Source organism: Nonomuraea sp. 3N208 (genome assembly GCF_052245935.1).
In the GTDB taxonomy this organism is placed as follows: Bacteria; Actinomycetota; Actinomycetes; order Streptosporangiales; family Streptosporangiaceae; genus Nonomuraea.
In genome coordinates this window covers 88,746-105,987 of the sequence record NZ_JBQQBR010000011.1, presented here as the reverse complement: position 1 = coordinate 105,987, position 17,242 = coordinate 88,746, and the positions used below count along the sequence as shown (strand labels likewise).

At 70.4% G+C, this 17,242-nt stretch carries 13 protein-coding genes; 6 read left to right on the top strand and 7 right to left on the bottom strand.

The genetic code is table 11. The features are described from left to right. Nucleotides 1-5: 5 nt before the first annotated feature. Complete coding sequence (locus ACTWPT_RS18475; RefSeq protein ID WP_443178637.1) at nt 6-851, top strand: universal stress protein; 846 nt, start codon at nt 6-8, stop codon at nt 849-851. On the opposite strand, the gene ACTWPT_RS18470 is transcribed toward ACTWPT_RS18475, so the two are convergent. Continuing rightward, entirely contained in the window at nt 848-2,026 is a 1,179-nt protein-coding gene (locus ACTWPT_RS18470) for an SRPBCC family protein (RefSeq protein ID WP_443178636.1), read from the bottom strand. The two genes, ACTWPT_RS18475 and ACTWPT_RS18470, sit on opposite strands and share 4 nt — an antisense overlap. Before the next feature lie 78 nt (nt 2,027-2,104). Continuing rightward, nucleotides 2,105-3,049 (bottom strand): helix-turn-helix domain-containing protein, encoded by a 945-nt coding sequence (locus ACTWPT_RS18465; protein ID WP_443178635.1) that lies wholly within the window; start codon nt 3,047-3,049, stop codon nt 2,105-2,107. Nucleotides 3,050-3,545: 496 nt separating this feature from the next. Here ACTWPT_RS18465 and ACTWPT_RS18460 point away from each other — a divergent pair, with 496 nt between their 5' ends. Together ACTWPT_RS18460 and ACTWPT_RS18455 are read left to right on the top strand one after the other, a co-directional pair. After that, nucleotides 3,546-4,910: an NAD(P)/FAD-dependent oxidoreductase gene (locus ACTWPT_RS18460; RefSeq protein ID WP_443178634.1), complete on the top strand. Its 1,365-nt coding sequence runs from the start codon at nt 3,546-3,548 to the stop codon at nt 4,908-4,910. Nucleotides 4,911-5,039: 129 nt separating this feature from the next. Further along, on the top strand, nt 5,040-6,959 hold the full coding sequence (locus ACTWPT_RS18455) for an aconitate hydratase (protein ID WP_443178633.1): 1,920 nt from the start codon (nt 5,040-5,042) through the stop codon (nt 6,957-6,959). 9 nt (nt 6,960-6,968) lie between these two features. On the opposite strand, the gene ACTWPT_RS18450 is transcribed toward ACTWPT_RS18455, so the two are convergent. Continuing rightward, on the bottom strand, nt 6,969-8,165 hold the full coding sequence (locus ACTWPT_RS18450; protein WP_443178632.1) for an MFS transporter: 1,197 nt from the start codon (nt 8,163-8,165) through the stop codon (nt 6,969-6,971). Between the two features lie 59 nt (nt 8,166-8,224). Between ACTWPT_RS18450 and ACTWPT_RS18445 the strand changes: the two genes are divergently transcribed. Beyond that, complete coding sequence (locus tag ACTWPT_RS18445; RefSeq protein ID WP_443178631.1) at nt 8,225-9,196, top strand: helix-turn-helix domain-containing protein; 972 nt, start codon at nt 8,225-8,227, stop codon at nt 9,194-9,196. A gap of 174 nt (nt 9,197-9,370) precedes the next feature. On the opposite strand, the gene ACTWPT_RS18440 is transcribed toward ACTWPT_RS18445, so the two are convergent. Further along, complete coding sequence (locus tag ACTWPT_RS18440) at nt 9,371-12,499, bottom strand: HAD-IC family P-type ATPase (protein WP_443178630.1); 3,129 nt, start codon at nt 12,497-12,499, stop codon at nt 9,371-9,373. A 387-nt stretch (nt 12,500-12,886) separates the two neighbouring features. Next, on the bottom strand, nt 12,887-13,228 hold the full coding sequence (locus tag ACTWPT_RS18435; RefSeq protein WP_443178629.1) for a histone-like nucleoid-structuring protein Lsr2: 342 nt from the start codon (nt 13,226-13,228) through the stop codon (nt 12,887-12,889). Between the two features lie 599 nt (nt 13,229-13,827). Between ACTWPT_RS18435 and ACTWPT_RS18430 the strand changes: the two genes are divergently transcribed. After that, the gene (locus ACTWPT_RS18430; RefSeq protein ID WP_443178628.1) at nt 13,828-14,808 is read left to right on the top strand and encodes a zinc-binding dehydrogenase; all 981 of its coding nucleotides are present in this window, start codon (nt 13,828-13,830) and stop codon (nt 14,806-14,808) included. A 76-nt stretch (nt 14,809-14,884) separates the two neighbouring features. Here ACTWPT_RS18430 and ACTWPT_RS18425 read toward each other — a convergent pair whose 3' ends face one another. Both ACTWPT_RS18425 and ACTWPT_RS18420 read right to left on the bottom strand, forming a co-directional pair. After that, nucleotides 14,885-16,072 carry an aminotransferase class I/II-fold pyridoxal phosphate-dependent enzyme gene (locus ACTWPT_RS18425; protein WP_443178627.1) on the bottom strand — a complete coding sequence of 396 codons (1,188 nt, stop codon included), beginning with the start codon at nt 16,070-16,072 and terminating at the stop codon, nt 14,885-14,887. After that, on the bottom strand, nt 16,069-16,548 hold the full coding sequence (locus ACTWPT_RS18420; protein WP_443178626.1) for a mycothiol transferase: 480 nt from the start codon (nt 16,546-16,548) through the stop codon (nt 16,069-16,071). The genes ACTWPT_RS18425 and ACTWPT_RS18420 overlap by 4 nt, the downstream gene beginning before the upstream one ends. A 92-nt stretch (nt 16,549-16,640) precedes the next feature. Here ACTWPT_RS18420 and ACTWPT_RS18415 point away from each other — a divergent pair, with 92 nt between their 5' ends. Further along, a complete protein-coding gene (locus tag ACTWPT_RS18415; protein ID WP_443178625.1) occupies nt 16,641-17,210 on the top strand; it encodes a CGNR zinc finger domain-containing protein in 570 nt (189 codons plus the stop codon). Nucleotides 17,211-17,242 lie beyond the last annotated feature (32 nt).

Below are 17,242 nucleotides of genomic sequence, written 5' to 3'. Positions count from 1 at the left end.
GCGAGATGGCCAGACACATCGTGATCGGCGTGGATGGGTCCGCACCGGCGACGGCGGCTGTGGAGTGGGCCGCCGCCGATGCCCAGCGCAGGGAGTTGAGCCTGCGGATCGTGCACGTGTGCCAGCAGCGGCCACTCGACGTGGACACGACGAAGTACTGCGCCCGAGCTCTGGCCGCGGCCGCCGACAGGGCCCGCGACCTGACCCGCGGCGTGGAGGTGACCACGCAGATGCTGTCCGGCAACGTGGTCGACACGCTGATCGGCGAGTCCGCCTCGGCCGACAGCGTGGTGCTCGGCAGCCGGGGACTCGGCGGATTCGCCGGCATGGTGGTCGGCTCGGTCAGCATGGGCGTCGCCGGGCACGCCGCCGGTCCGGTGGTGGTCGTACGCGCGACGTCGGCGGTGCGGCACGGGCTGGTGGCCGTCGGATACGACGGCTCCGAGCATTCCGAGACCGCGATGCGGTACGCCGTGGACCAGGCCCGTGCCCGCGAGGTCCCGCTGCACGTCGTCTACGCCTGGCAGGCCTCGATCCTGTCGCCGTACGCTGCGGCGTACAGCAGCCTGCTGGAGGATGCCTGCGAGCAGGAGATGCAGGCGGCGGGGGAGCGGGTGGCCCGCTGGCGCGACAGGAACCCGGACGTGGCGATCACCGATGAGACGGTGGTCGGCCATCCGGTCAGCGTCCTGATCAAGGCGGGCGGCACAGCTGACCTGGTGGTCGTGGGTTCGCGTGGGCTGGGTGGCTTCGCCTCGGCGGTGCTCGGCTCGGTCAGCCACGCGGTGCTGCACCACCTGACCTGCCCGGTAGCCGTGGTACGGCCGCGCGAAGGCGAGGAACCTCGTTAGCCACGCAGGCCAGGGCGCGCTCCAGTGTCCACCGTGACGTGGTCGTCGATGTACGACTTGAGCCGCATCAGGTCCACCTTGAGCTTGGTCGCCGGATCCGCGCCCAGCAGTCGCGCGATCGCATGACCGGCCGCGCCCACCACCGGGTTGTAGGACAGCTGCACCTGCACCCGCGTCCTGCCGTTCTCTTCAGGCGTCAGCCGCACCATCCCGGCGTGGGCGATCAGCCGGCCGTCGGCGGACTTCCACGCGACGTGCTTACCCTCCTCGCGGCTGGTCTCGATGGCGTCGAGCCTGATGAGCCGGCCCGCGGGGCCGGTGATCTCCCAGTGCGAGCGGAGGCCGTCGGCGGAGCGCCGGACCTCGCGGACATCGGGCATGAACTCGGCGAAGATGGAGTAGTCACTGACCAGCGGCCAGATGGCCTCCGGGCTCGCCGCGATCGAGACGGCGCGGTTGACGTCGATGGCGCGCCGGCCGGCGTTGATACCAGTGAGCCGGCGTAGCGGGAGGTTGGTGGCGGCGCGGGCGGCGAGCGCGGTGCCGGCGCCGCGCAGGGTCCAGGCGATCGCCGGGTGGAACCGGCGGGCGAGGATCCACAGGGCCGCGCCGGCCGTACCGGTGACGAACCTGGCCGATGGTGCCCAGTGCTGATGGAGCAACTCGGGAACGGGCGGCCGGGCTCGGCCCGGGCCCTGGAGCTGGGGCACGTTCGACGGGTCCCGGTGCACGTTCCACCTCGCGTCGACGGCCTTCACACCGGGGATACGACGGACCGCGCGCTCCGCCGGTCGCTCCTCGCGGCTGAGCACGTCGCCCTCCAGCCGCGCCACGCGGTCCTCTACGGTCACATGAACGGCATGCGGATGGGTCAGATAGCGGCCGAGCTCCGCTCGCACGCGTTCATGCAGGATCCGGTCGTCCGCGGAACGGCCGGTCAGCCGGAAGCGGGTCTGCGCGGCGATCCCGCGTGAGCGGTTGCGTAGATCGCGGCTCACCCGGCCCAGACCGTGCGTGAGTTCGTGCACGGCGTGCGAGGCCTGGTCGCGGACCCTGGCCCGGCGGCTGCGCCCACGGTCAGGGTCCAGCAGATACTCGATGGTGGCGCCGGCCGTGGCGCCGGCGCCGAGCATGCCCACGGTCCTGGTCCACGGGCGCCCTTCCGCTGTAGCCACGCCTGAATCGAGATCACGAGTGCGCACGATGTCCCCCTTCATCGACTACGGATCGCGGCTACCCAAACCCGTGAACCGCTAACGATCAGGTCGCAGGTCGTCGGCCACACGCCGGGGTGCGTGGCGAAGGGGCCGGGCAGTCGTGCGGACGGCGCCGCCGCCGGCGCTGAGACGCTGCTGTTTCGCCCAGGCGTCGAGCGCTCGGATCGCCGCGTGGTCAGTGCCACCTGGGGGAGCGCTCATCAGCACGATTGCCTGTTCGGTGTTGTCGGGGCTGTTGAGTGCATGCCAGTCCACCTCGAACTGCCCGACGACGGGATGGCGGAGCCGGCACCGGCCGAAGGGGCGCATAGTGATCAGGTGCTGCTCCCACCACGTGCGGAAGTTCGGATCTCGTGCGGACAACTCGGCGACCAGTTCTCGGAGTCTGGGTTGATCGGGATCCGCGCCGGCGGCCATGCGCAGGCTGGAGACCACTTCCTGGGCCCGGCTTTCCCAGTCGACGGCCATGGCACGGGTGTGCGGATGAAGGAAGGTCATGCGTGCGTAGTTGCGGTGCTGAGGCTCGATGGCCGAAAGATCACCCAAGAGTGCCGAGCCCAGCCTGTTCCAGGCCAGGATGTCCAGGTAGCGGTTGAAGACCAGGGCGGGCGTGTCGATGAGGTTGCGCAGGAGGCGCTGAACCTGGGGGGTGACGCAGCTGTCGTCGTCGGTGCCGCGCTCGATGACGTCGTGCTGTGCCAGTTGGAGGAGGTGGAGTTGCTGGTCGTCGTTGAGTCGTAGTGCCCGGCCGATGGCGTGCAGGACCGCCGGTGACGCGGTGCGGACGCGGCCTTGTTCCAGGCGTCTGTAGTAGTCCGCGCTGATTCCTGCCAGGTGGGCCACTTCTTCGCGACGGAGACCGGGCACGCGACGCATGCAGTTGCTTGCCGGCAGATTGCAATCGGCCGCGCTGACAAGTGCTCTCCGGGCGGTGAGAAAGTCGGCCAGAGCCCCCCGAGGGTTTATTGGCATGGAATTCATACCTGACGATTGTGGCCGACTATGAGGCGCTCGGCAGCACAGAGAGAGGTTCGGCGCTCCCATTGGCTGAATATCATCGCCTCCATATCGGCAGATCGTGGGTAGTGTCGGGACTTTTCCAGGGAAGGTTGTTCCTAGGAACGGCGCGTCCTTCCTGCTCAGGGATTTCTGGGCCAGGCTTGGAGCAGGAGGGAGGAAGACAACCGGCAGCCTGGGCCCGCCATCGTTCTGGCCCTGGCTCACCACACCCTGAACGGTGGTCAAGCTGCCGGTTCTCCCTCTGAGTTCACCTCCGGCGGGCAAGAATCCCGCGCCTATGGATGACCTTTTTTGGCATGAATTCACCACAATTGAGAGAACGACTTCGTCGTTCCGGGTCCTTGAGCTCGGCGCATTCCGGGGCCACGTGCCCGGACGATCCTCGCAGACCGCGTCGGCGAGTGGTGGATCTCGCCAAATGGGGCAGGGAGAGGAGCCATAGGGAGAGGAGATCGCCGTGTCCGGAACCGCACGCCGCCAGCACGTGGTCATCGTAGGAGCCGGGTTCGCCGGTTTCCACGCCGCTCGCACTCTGGCCCGCCTGGCCAGAGGCGCCGTCGACATCACGCTGGTCAGCCAGGCCGATTACTTTCTCTACCTGCCGCTTCTTCCCGAGGTGGCCTCGGGCGTTCTCGATGCGCGGCGGGTCACCGTGCCGCTGGCGCAGCGCCTTCGCGGTGTCCGGCATGTGCTGGGTGAGGCGCGCGAGATCGACCTCGGCCGCCGGACCCTGGAATACCTCGATCCGGAGAACGTCCAGCACACCATGACCTACGACCGGCTGGTGATCACGGTCGGCAGCGTCAACAAACTCCTGCCCATCCCCGGGGTCTCTGAGCACGCGCACGGCTTCCGCAGCGTGGCCGAGGCGCTTTACCTGCGCGATCACCTGCTGCGCCAGATCGAACTGGCCGACGCGACCCGCGATGCCGGCGAGCGGGCGGCACGGTGCACGTTCGTGGTCGTGGGCGCCGGATACACCGGCACCGAGGTGGCCGGCCACGGCCAGCTGTACACCCGCCAGGCCGCTCGGCTCCGGCCCGGCCTGCGTGACCAGCCGATCCGCTGGCTGCTGATCGACACGGCGCCGCGCGTCCTGCCCGAACTGGATCCCCGCCTGTCGGATTGCGCGAGCCGGGTCTTCGCCCAAAGGGGCGTCGACGTTCGTACCGAAACGACAGTGGAGGTGGCCACGCCGGACGGGGTGCAACTGTCCGACGGCGAGTTCGTCCCCACCCGGTCGCTGATCTGGTGTGTCGGTGTCCGCCCAGACCCGCTCATCGACGGCCTCGGCCTTCCCAGCACCAAGGGCCGGCTCAATGTCGACGAATACCTCGGCGTGCCAGGCCACCCGGAACTGTTCGCCTGCGGTGACGCCGCAGCCGTCCCCGACCTGACCCGGCCGGGACAGCTCACCGCCATGACAGCCCAGCACGCCCAGCGGCAGGGCAAGCTCGTCGCGCACAACGTCGCCGCGTCCTACGGCCATGGTGAGCGCAGGCCGTACCGGCACCATGATCTCGGGTTCGTCGTGGACCTCGGCGGCGCCAAGGCGGCCGCGGACCCCTTCGGGATGCCGCTGTCCGGAGTGCTCGCCAAGGCCGTGACACGCGGCTACCACGTGCTCGCCATTCCCGGGGGCAGGACCCGCATCATCGCGGAATGGCTGCTGGATGTCCTGCTGCCGCGCCAGATGGTGCAGCTCGGGCTGGTACGCGGCTCCGCGGTACCACTGACCGCGGACGCGCAACGCGGATTGGTCGACCGGCGGATCCGGCCTCCCGGCGAGAGGGTGGAAGCCGGTCGTACCCCACCGTCATGAGCGGCGTGATCGAGGCGGCGCCCGCGCGTCGCTGACCTCCACCGCAGACCGGACGCGACTCGCCTTTCTGGGTTCGACGACGGGCTCCTGGCCGACTCGTCCCAATCCACCGGGGTAGGGGAGTCCCTCGTGAGCTTGAATGTGACGGAGAAGTTGATCGCCGCGCATCTGGCGAGTGGTGAGATGCGGCCGGGTGAGGAGATCGGGCTGCGGGTCGACCAGGCTCTGATCCAGGACGCCACCGGCACGATGGTGATGCTCGAACTGGAGGCCCTGGCCCTCGACCGGATACGCATCGAGGTGGCCGTCCAGTACGTCGATCACAACCTGCTGCAGACCGACGAGCGCAACATGGCCGATCACGTGTTCCTCCGCTCGGCCTGCCGCCGGTTCGGCATCTGGCACTCGCGCCCGGGCAACGGGGTGTCCCACCCCACCCACATGCAGCATTTCGGCGTCCCGGGCCAGACGCTGGCCGGGTCCGACTCGCACACCTGCGCGGCCGGCTCGCTCGGCATGCTGGCCGTCGGCGTCGGCGGCCTGGAGGTGGCCATGGCCATGGCCGGGGAGCCGCTGTTCGTCACGATGCCCGAGATCTGGGGTGTGCGGCTCACCGGCGCGCTGCCGCCTTGGGTGAGCGCCAAGGACGTGATCCTGGAGATGTTGCGCCGCCACGGCGTACGAGGCGGCGTGCACCGGATCATCGAATACCACGGGCCCGCGCTCGGCACGCTGACCGCGATGGACCGGCACGTGATCGCCAACATGGGCGCCGAACTGGGCGCCACCACCACGGTCTTCCCCTCTGACGAACGGGTCCTGGAGTTCCTGCGGTCGCAAGGCCGGGCCGGCGACTTCACCGAACTCCTGGCCGACCCCGGCGCCGCTTATGACGTGCACGACGAGATCGACCTGTCCACGCTCGAGCCGCTGATCGCCCGTCCCGGCTCGCCGGGAAACGTCATCCCGGTACGGCACGCCGCCGGCGAGCCGGTCCACCAGGTCGTCGTGGGATCCTCGGCCAACCCCGGCCTGCGCGACTTCGCGGTGGTGGCCGACATCCTGCGCGGCAGGCACGTGCACCCCCAGGTATCCCTGGACGTGAATCCCACCTCCCGGCAGATCCTCACCGACCTCATCAAAATGGGCGCCATCACCGCGCTCCTCGAGGCCGGTGCCCGCATTCACCAGACCGGCTGCCTGGGCTGCATCGGCATGGGCCAGGCTCCCGCCGTAGGCCGCAACAGCCTGCGTACCTTCCCCCGCAACTTCCCCGGCCGCTCGGGCACCCACGACGACCTGGTCTGGCTCTGCTCACCCGAGACCGCCGCCGCCGCGGCGCTCACCGGCTCCATTACCGACCCACGCGACCTCGGTCTCGATCCTCCGCGGGTACACCTGCCACGGACGGTCAGCGCCGGCACGGCCCTCCTCGAGCCGCCGCTGCCGGCCGGCCAGGCACGCGAGGTGGAGCTCAGCAAGGCTCCCAGCATCGGCTCGCTGCCCGAACTCGACCCGCTGCCCGACTCCCTCACCCTGCCGGTCATGCTCAAGGCCGGGGACGACATCTCAACCGACGAGATCATGCCGGCCGGCGCCCGGGCGCTGCCCTACCGCAGCAACATCGCGGCGCTGGCCGACTTCGCCTTCACCCAGATCGACCAGGACTACCCGCAACGGGCCCGCGACGCGGGCCCGCACGCCATCGTCGCCGGCCGCAACTACGGCCAAGGCTCCTCACGGGAGCACGCCGCCATCGTGCCCCGCTACCTGGGACTCCGCGTCGTCATCGCCAAGTCCTTCGCCCGCATCCATTGGCAGAACCTGGCCAACTTCGGCGTGTTGCCGCTGGAGTTCACCGAGGAATCCGACTACGACAAGATCGGCCACGAACTCCATTTCGAAGGCCTGCGCGAGGCGGTCGAAACCGGCACGGAACTGACCGTGAACGGCATGGTGCTCAGACACCGTCTCTCCCCCCGCCAGCGCGCCATGGTCCTGGCAGGCGGCTGGATCCCCTTGCTGAGACAGCGTCCCGCCCGGTCATAGGACGGCCGGTCAGCGTCTGGCTGGCGTGGCGATCTGCTCGTCACTCCTGCGGTCGGGACGTAGCCCAGGTGCAAGGCACACGGTTACCAGAACCGAGGCTGCCGCCATCACGGACATGGCCAGAGCGGGTGAGGTGTATTGAGCGATCGCGCCGGCCAGAGCCGCTCCGACGGCTTGCATGGTCATCATGCCGGAGGAGTGCAGTCCCAGGGCTTGCCCCCGCACGTCGGCGGGTGTGAGAGCGACCAGCCGCTCCTGAAGCAGGAGACTGGCCGCGTAGCCGGCGGAGGCCAGCGTGATGGCCACCGCCGCCAGCGGCAGAGCCGGATGCACGATGAAGATCAGGTACGGAACGGCCAGCAGCAGCCGCAGCGGGGCGGCGAGCCTTTCCCGCCACCGGGCCGGGACGAACCGGCCGACGAGCACGTCCCCCGCCAGCATGCCGAACGCGGCCAAGGCGAACAGCAGCCCCGCATGCTCTGGCGCGTACGGTACGAAAAGCGCCTCACAGCCGACGATCAACCCATTCGGCACCCACAGGGCGAGATAGACGTACCGGCGAGGCGCCGACGACCACAGCCGGACGTTGTTGCGCCAGGTGGCGGCGACGGACGCCCGTCCGGAGGCGCGTGCCGGCCGGCGGGCCAGCCCCAGGTACGCGATCAGCGCGGCGGCAAGGTCGAGGATCGCCGCGGCGAGCAGCGTGCCTTGCGGGGACAGGGCCTTCACCAGCAGACCGCCGAGGGCGAAGCCCAAGATCTGCGTGATACCCACGGACACGTTGAGCACCGATCGGCCGAGCAGGTAACCCTGCTGCGGAAGGATCTCGTTCAGCAACCCGTATCGCACCCCGCCGCCCAGCGAAGCGATCAGCCCGAGGCAGAACAGCACGGCGAAGAGCGCCCACACCGGCAGGCCGGGTATCGCCATGACGGCCGTTCCGATCCCGAAGGCCACGGCCAGGGCGGTCAACGCGGCACGTGGCGGCAGCCGATCGGCCGCGGACATCAGCGTCGTAGCGCCGATGACCTGGGCGAAGGAGGCGCCGAACATGCTCAGGGCCGAAAGGAGCGGCGAACCGGTCGCCGTATAGACGAGCGTGCCCAGAGCCAGCCCGCTCACCGTCGAAGCCATCGTCTGTACGGCGGAGGCGGCGAACAGCGGCGTGAACTCCGGCGCCCGGAAGAGGTCCCCGTAAGTACGCATAGGGGGAATCTGATCAGCCTCAGCGGCTGGACTGTTAAGGTTTCGCACGGGGGCGAAACATGGGCTGGTGGGAAGTCGACGCGGACACCCTTGCCAGGAGCCGGTTCGCGATCTCCGCTCTCGCCGAGACCACCGCGGGCTTGCTGACCTTGGCGACGGGCGCGGCCGCGCATCCGGGCGAGCGAGCGTGGCTCGATGCCCACCTGCCCGCCTACCGACGCCGGCTGTCCGCCGATCCGGTCAGCGCGCTGCTCATCCGTGCCGCGCTCGGGCACCACTGGATCGCCGACTTCCTGGTCCCCGCTCCTGCCGGCGAAGGGGAGGAGACATTCGACGACGAACTGGAGCGCATACGCGCGACTCCTACCGAGATCGTCCACGCGGACCTGACGGTGTCGCTGGGCGGGCCGCTTCCCGCCGCATTGGACCGGACCGATCTGGCCCAGCGTGCCGCCGACCTCCTGGCGTGGGTATGGCGGGAGACGATATCCCCTTACTGGCCGCGGCGCCGCAGGGTCATCGAGACGGACATCGCCGCGCGGTCCGGGCGGTTGAGCCAGGGCGGCTGGGCCGCGGCGCTGGATGACATGCGACCGGGGATACGCTGGCTGGGAGAGGGCCGGTTGCAGATCAACGCGCACGATTACCCGCCTCGGGACCTGTCCGGTGCTCAGTTGCTGTTCGTGCCGGTGACCCCGAGCTGCGGGTGGGTCAGCTGGCACCTGCCCCACCGATATGCCGTGATGTACCCGTGCCTGGGCCCCCTCGCCGAAGAGGACGGGTTGCCGGTGCCTGATGCCCTGGGCAGGTTGCTGGGACAGGCCCGGGCAGGGGTGCTCCTTCTGCTCGACAGCCCCAAGAGCACGACTCAGCTCGTCGCGCTGACCGGCCAGGGGCTGGGGTCAGTGGGACGCCACCTCAAGGTGCTTCTGGATGCCCGTCTCGTCCGGCGGCAACGTATCGGCCGGTCCGTCTTCTATACCTGGACGAAAATCGGCGAGGCCTTGATCGAGGGCCAACGGGACGACTGACGTGCTCTCCATTCGGCTTGGGCACGTGCGGGCAGTCCCGCACGTGCCCAGGTCATGTCCATCACGCGGAGGGAACGGAGGCGCGCCCTCGCCTGCTACCGGTAGGTGATGTCGGATGAGGAGTAGATGCAGTTGGCGCCGTCCGCTCATCCGCATGCAGTGCAGGTGAAGCTTTCACTCGGTTGAGGGCTCAGGGATGAGGATTGCCGGTGTCCACCGGCTGAGGGCGGCGCCGAGGATGCTGCCGGCGGTGGCGCTGCCGAATGCGATGCTCCAGCCGACGGGTCCGAGCGGGGTGCAGCCGAAGAAGCCGCTCACGATCGGTGTCTGGATGACGGCGGCGAGCAGGGCGGCCGAGCTGAGGCCGGCCGTCAAGACGTTGCGGTCGAGGCCGCCGGTCAGCAAGGTCTGGCCGAGCTGGGTGCCGACCAGGGCCGCGAGTGCCACCGTGGAGGCGCGGCGGGAGCCGCCGGTGAGGCGGGCGGCGAGCCACGCGCTGCCTGCTCCGGCGGTGGTGGCCAGGGCACGGGTCGTCATCTCCTGGGTGAGCGGCTCGCCGAGGGAGATGTCCGGGCCCTCGCGTAGCAGGTGCGCGACGTCGTACCTGCTGGGCGGGCGCAGTGCGATCGCCAGCGCCGGCGCGAGGTCCGTGAGCAGGTTGACCAGCAGCAGCTGGCGGGCGTTGAGCGGAGATCGGCCGGTCAGGGCGGTGCCGAGCACGGTGAAGGCGATTTCGCCGAGGTTGCCGCCCAGCAGGATGCCCATCGCGTGCCGTACCGACGACCACATGGCGCGACCCTCGACCAGCGCCTCGATGATGGTTTCCAGCCGGTCGTCGGAGACCACGAGGTCGGCGGCGGCCTGCGCTGCCGGGGTGCCGCGGCGGCCGAGCGCGATGCCGACATCGGCCAGTCTGATGGCTGCGGCGTCGTTGGCTCCGTCGCCGGTCATCGCGACGACCTTGCCCATCCGCTGGTACGCCTGGATGATGCGGACCTTCTGCGCCGGGCTGCACCGGGCGATCACGTCGACCTCTGGCAGCCGCCGGTCCAGCGCGTCGTCGTCGAGCCGATCGATCTCCGCCCCGGTGATGATCTGGTTGGGTTTGCCGTCGGGGTGCATGGTCGCCGCGATCGCGTCGGCCGTCGCAGGGTGATCCCCGGTGATCATGACGGTCTGCACGCCTGCTTCGCGCAGGCGCTCGGCCGCCGGGGCCGCACTGGTACGCACCGGGTCGGCGAGCGCGAGGAAGCCAAGGAACACCAGGTCGCGGACCGCGTTGTCGTCGACCTCGTCCGGCGTGATCGCCGTGCGGCGCTCGGCCACGGCGAGCACCCGGTGTCCGGCGCCGGCGAGCCGCTCGGCCAGCGCCGTCATGGCAGCGCGCTCACGGTCCGTCATGTCCCGCTCGTGGCCGTTGAGCCGGCGCCGCCGGCAGCGGGACAGCACGACCTCGGGTGCGCCCTTGACGCTGAGCAGGATGTTCTTGCCCGACCGGCCGATGGTGGCGTGGAAGCCGCGCGACGGCTCGAACGGCAGCACGAGGACCTTGTGCCAGCCGCGGTGCCCGGTTCCCGGCCGGATCCTGGCCCGGCGCGCGCACTCCACCACGGCGCGATCGGTCCGGTGCGCCAGGTCCTGGGGGTGCCGTGCGTCCGGGCTGGCCCGCAGCGCCGCCGCGACGACGGCCCGGCACTGATCGTTCAACGATTGTGGCGGGCAGCCGTGGGCGCCGTCGTGAACCTCGCGTACCGCCAGCCGGCCTTCGGTCAAGGTGCCGGTCTTGTCGAAGCACAACACATCCACCCGCCCCAGGGCTTCGATGGTCCGCGGGTTACGCACCAGCGCGCCGAGGTCGGCCAGCCGGCGGGCGGCGGCCAACTGGGCGGCGTTGACCAGGAACGGCAGCCCTTCCGGCACCGACGCGATCGCCAGGTTCACCGCCGCGCCCAAACTCTCGCGGACCGACGTGCCGTGCAGCAGCCCCGCCCCGACGACCGCGGCCCCCGACCCCAATGCCACCGGCAGGCTCCGGCGGGTGAATCGGCGCAGATGGACCTCGACGCCGGTCGTGGGCGCGCTCTGCCGGGCGGCCGCCATGCTCCGCCCCACCTCGGTGTCCGCGCCGGTCGCCACGACGATCGCCACGGCCCGGCCGGCCGCCAGCGTCGTGCCCTCGTACAGCATGGAGCGACGCTCGGCCACCTCCCCGGCGTCCACCCCGGCCAGCGGGATCAGGTCGGTCAGCTCCCACCGATTCGAGCGCAGGGCGACCTCGTCCAGCATGAGCGTGTCGAGGCGGCCCAGCAGACGCAGCGCCGCCCGGTCCATCACCAGCGCGCCGCTACGTGCCAGTACCGTCCCCAAGTGGGAGGCGAATGCGGCTCGCCCCGCCTCGGTCGCCTTGGGCAGCGTGGCCAGCCCCACGGCCGCCGCCCGCCGCCAACCCACCACCGGCGTGGCCGCGGGCACCGCGGCCGCCCCGAAGGCCAGCACCCGCCGCTGGTAACGCTCCACCGGGCCATCCGGCAGCCGGCGCGGGCGCTCGACCACCACGGGATCGGCTCCGGCGTCCTCCGGACCGCGGATGAACCGCGGCTCGGCCTCCTGCCACGCCTGCTGACAGGCCCTGGCCTCCTGCCACTGGCCGATCCGCTGGGCGACGTCCAGCACCACACCGGACCCGCCCGCCGCGAGGGCGTGCGCCAGTCCGGCGGCCATGGAGACCAGCGACTCCGCCCGCTCCTGCCCGTGCAGGTGGTCGGCGGCCACCTCCCGCAGCCGCGGGTGCAGCGAAGCGGCCGAGAGGAGGCCGGCCAGCTCGGTCGGCAGCGGCGCCCACGGCGCCAGCCGGGTGAGGCCGGACAGGGCCAGCGCGGCCGTGTCGACGGCCAGGTTCGGCAGTGCGCGGGTACGCCCCGGGCCCTCGGCGGGGTGGTGCAGCTCCTCCTCGGCGATCTCCTCGTCGACGTTGATCGGAGCGGACTCGGCCTGCTCCACCAGAGCCACCAGCTCGCGGTGCGGCGGCGGCGGGTCGGCCAAGGCGACCACCACCCGGCATGCTGGGGCGTTCACCCGCGCCCACAGCACGCCTGGATGCCCCTGCAGGGTACGTTCAACCCGGCGTGCCACGCGGGCGCCGCCCGGGCCGTGCACCCCGTGCGTCTCGATATGCAGGCGACCGGGACACTCCCACACATCCCGCACATCGCTGTGCCCGCCCAGCAGCCAGCTTGCCACCCCAGTGACCAGACCGGCCGCGCCAGAGATAGGGGCCGGCGCCCGCAGCCCCATCAACGACATGTCTCTCCCCTCGTGCACGTTCTGTGTCTGCTAGTGCCCGAGGGGGGTCCGGTCATGCCGGCGTGCCGGCGCGGATACCGGCTGCTCCTTCGCGGATCAGACCGCGTTAGTGCCGGCACTTCCTGCAGATGACCAGCCCGACCGTCTTACGACGGCGTCGTCAGGACAGGGGAAGGGCGGTGCAGGCGCCGGCCGGGTGTCGGCGGGGGTGTCCGGAGCGACCGTCGACCCTCCTGATCCCGATACCCGCATCAGGAAACGGAGGAGGCCGGCGGTGGTCGACTCGTTCAGGATCTTCTACGTGAGCAAGCCAGAAGCAGGGCGCGCGAGCGTCCGGCCTGCTCGACGCCACCGGGAGCGTGGCGCCCCGCTTGCGCGGTCACTCGTTCAGTGGGCTTCCTCGTACTGCTTCACGACGGTGGCCGCGATGCGGCCTCGCTCGCTCACCGGCAGGCCATGCTCCCTGGCCCACCGCCTGATCTCAGTGGACTTCTCACGGCTGATGCCCCGGCCTGCGCCGGCGACCGCGCGTCGCCCGCGAGCGCCCCTCTCGGCGCGGACCGGGCGTGCCTTGGTGATGAAGACGGAGAGGGCTTTCTCCAACTTGTCCCTGTTCTCACCCGACAGGTCGATCTCGTACGTCGTCCCGTCGAGGGCGAACGTTGTGGTTCCCTCGGCGTCACTGCCGTCGATGTCATCGATAAAGGATTCCACGATGCGCTTCGCCATGATGTTGCTCCAATTACGTTATGGTTGCGGGTACTGTAGCGCCCTTCAGTACATTATGCATCGCCTGGAGCCGGATCCTCGAACATGAGCTCTGCGAACCGGCCCTGGACCGCAAGGCCCGGTACGCGTAGTGTCGCAGTTCTCGAGCTTCATGAGCTTGGATTCGGTTCTGTCCATCTCGGCAGTCGTGCACCATCGATAGCGATGAGCTGGGGCGGCGTGAAAGACGGCGGTCCACGTTGCGCGCATCCGACCTAATCTTCCGATCTAACTCCCCTCTCGGCGATTGAAGTGGCGCGGCAACCGTCCCGAAGTCAATGGCGACGAGATCAGCTGTGTTGAAGAGGAATTCAACGCTTGCTCAGCAGTATCGGCATTGACGGGATTGCGGTGACCGTGCCGCAGGGCCCATGAATATTGCGCGGACGCGCGCATGCCCGTTCGGGACTCTCGTGTCGTTTGCCCTGAGCGCTCCCGGCACGAGCAACGTGGCATTCGCCATCGAGGCGAGCCCTCCGGCTGACAGTCGCCTCTTGACCTCAACTGAACTTGAGGTTGAACACTGGCCCGGAAGCTGTTGCCGAGGAAGGGTTCTTTTCATGCGAGCGATCCAGGTGGCCTCGTTCGGCGGTCCGGAGGTGCTGTCCCTCGTGGAGCTGCCCGACCCGGTGCCCGGGCCGGGCCAGGTCGTCGTCGGCATGGCGGTGGCGGATGTCATCTTCTTCGACACCCTGCTGCGCGGCGGGTGGGGGCAGGACTTCTTTCCGCGGCCGCTGCCGTACGTGCCGGGCGGTGGCGGCGCGGGCGAGGTGCTGAAGACCGGTGAGGGGGTGGATTCGGCCTGGGTGGGCCGGCGCGTGGTGGTGCGGACCGGCGTCGGGTACGCCGAGCAGGTCGTCGCGGGTGTCGAGGAGATCATGCCGGTGCCCGGCGGGCTGTCCGCCGAGACGGCGGCGGCGCTGGTGCACGACGGCGTGACCGCGCTCAGCCTGGACCGGCTGGGCGTGCCGGAGAAGGGCGAGTGGGTGCTGGTCTTGGCGGCGGCCGGCGGCGCCGGGGCGCTGCTGGTGCAGCTCGCCGTCGAGGCCGGCGCTCGAGTGATGGCCGCCGCGTCCAGCCAGGCGAAGCTGGATCTGGCCCGCGAGCTGGGCGCCGAGGTCACCGTTGACTACACGCGGCCCCGCTGGATCGACCGGGTACGTGAGGTGACCGGTGGCGGTGCCGCGCTGGTCTACGACGGCGTGGGCGGCCCGCTCGGCACGGCCGCCTTTGACACGGTGTCCGATGGCGGCCGGTTCGTCACGTATGGCACCGCAGACGGCTTCGCCGCCCCGGATCCGGAGTCAGCCGCGCGCCGCGGCGCGCGGGTGCTGGCCCCGCTGCTGGACGGTCCGCCGGACCAGGAGACCGTACGCGAGCTGCTGGGTCTGGCGCTGGAGCGGGCCGCGGCCGGCCGGCTGCGGCCGGCGATCGGAGCCACCTACCCGCTGGAGGGAGCCGCGGACGCCCACCGCGCTCTCGCCGCGCGCACGACGGTGGGCAAGTCACTGCTGCTGGCCGGCCAACGGCCAACCGGCTAGTCAGGATGCGGAGCGATGCCCCAATCGCTGAAGAACGGCAGGTCGAGGCGGCTGACCTGCTCGTGAACCGAGGCGATCAGGACTGGACGGCCAGGATGCGGTCGAGGATCTCCGTGAGGTTGGACGTGCTGGTCGCGAAGTTGAGCCGGGCGAACGCGGCGGTGTCGACCGTGGTGTGCTGGGAGAACTCGGCCCCTTCGCTGAGCTTGACCCTCGCCAGGCGTTCGAGGTGTGCGGCGGGGGCGGCGGCGGCCCCGATCGGGCTCGCGGTGAAGTCGAGCCAGCTCAGGTACGTGCCCTGCGGGCAGTGGTAGCGCGGATTCCAGGGCAGCGCCGCCGCCCACTGCGCGACCAGGCGCCGGTTGTGCTCCAGGGTATGCATCAGGGCGGCCAGCCAGGCGTCGGATTGGCGCCAGGCGGCCACGGTGGCGACCCGGCTGAGAGTGCTCGGCGTTCCGAAGAAGTCGAGCGGGGCCTTGTCCAGCGCGTCGCGCAGCCGGTCGGGGCCGATGTGCGCGACGGCGCAGCGGAGCCCGGCGATGTTGAACGCCTTCGTCGCCGAGGTGGCCGTGACCGTTCGCGCGGCGGCCGTGCCGACGGAGGCGAACGGCACGTGCCGGTGCGGGGCGAACACCAGATCGGCGTGGATCTCGTCGGCCAGCACCACCAGATCGAGTTCCTCGGCCGCCGCGGCCAGGGCGAGCAGTTCGGCGGGCGTGAAGACGCGGCCGGTCGGATTCTGCGGGTTGACGACCACGAGCATGCGACAACCCTGCTCCCGCAGGTGCCCGGCGAGCCCTTCGGTCTGGAAGCGCCACCCCGTCTCGCCCCGCGTCATGGGCAGCGGCACGATGCGTCGTCCGGCCCGGGCGATGCTCGCCAGGAACGGCGGATACGCGGGGACGTGGATCGCGACGCCGTCACCCGGCTCCGTGGCGTACTCGACCATGACCTGCAGAATCTGCAGCAGATCGGTGAACACCCGCGCCCGCCCTGGCTCCGGGCGCCACCCGTGGCGGGTGACCATGCGCTCCTCGAACGCCTCGATCACCGGGTCGTCGCCCGGCCAGTACGGGTAGCCGAAGTCCGCGCGCCGCGTGAGGTGCGCGATGCTCTCGCGTACGGCGGGCGGGACGCCGAAGTCCATGTCGGCGACCCAGGCACCGATGGTGTCCGGGGGCAGGGAGCCCCACTTGACGCCGTGCCCGGAGCGCAGCCGTTCGACGTCGATGGTCTCGAACAGGTCGGCGGGCGGGCGGTTCACGGCGTCACCGCCGTGTGCTGCCCGGCGAGGATGGCGTCGCGCAGGATCTCCATCTGGCCGTGGTGCTGCGCGAGCTCCTCGTAGACGTGCAACAGCGCCGCCCCTTGGGTCAGCTCCCGGTCGGGGCCGAGGAAGGCCGTTGGCGGCGTGCCGCGGAGTGGCGCGGGGGGATCGGCGGCGTGCACGTCCTCGGCGAGCCGGGCTCGTATCGTTGCCACCCTGTCCAGCAGCGGGCCAACGGGTCCGGCGCCGGCGAACTCGGCGTCGCGATCGCGGACGACCTCGCGTCCGGCCACGAGCCGCCCGGACCAGTACGACACCACTCCCAGGCAGTGAGTGAGCAGCGCGTACGGCGAGTTGGCGCCGGGGAGCGGCGGTCTGGTGTTGGCCAGCTCGTCGCCGAGGCCGGCGACGATGCCGGTCATCCCGTCCAGGGCGCGGTCGACGTAGTAGAGGTAGTCGTCATCGGTGATCACATGTGGCTCCTGCGCGATCGGGGGTGCGGTAACCGGCTTAGTAGGTGTACGCAACATTGCGGCAGCGATATGTAACCTGTCAAGATGGTGTCGTGGGTTTCATCTTCGTCAGCGGCAACCTCGCCCTCGACTTCATGGGCACGCTCAAGTGGCGGCGCACCGAGCCGGAGGAACTCCTGGCCACCCCCGCCGATCTCGGCCGATGGGCCGTCGAGGCCGGGGTGACGAGTGAGGAGCCGGCCGTCGACGGCGCGGACCTGCGGAGGCTGCGTTCGCTGCGGGAGGCCGTCTACCGGCTGGTGACCGAGGCCATGGACGACCGTCCTTGGCCCGACGACGACTTGCGCGTCGTCAACGAGGAGGCAGCCGGGGCGCCGCCGCGGATGAGGCTGACGACGGCGGGCCTCGTTCGTTCCGGAGACGCGGGGGCGGTCGCCTCGATCGTGGCCCGCTCAGCGGCCGAGCTGCTCAGCGAGCTCGGCGAGCTGCGCATCCGGGAGTGCGCCCTGAAGGAGTGCACGCGCATCTTCATCGACCGCTCCCGGGGTGGCAACCGCCAATGGTGCGGCATGGAGGAATGCGGCAACCGTGTCAAGGTCGCCAACTATCGCTCCCGCAAGCACCAGGCCACGACGTCGACCGGGCCGGGACACCCGGGGTGATCGTGGCCACCAGCACGTGATCGTCGGCGACA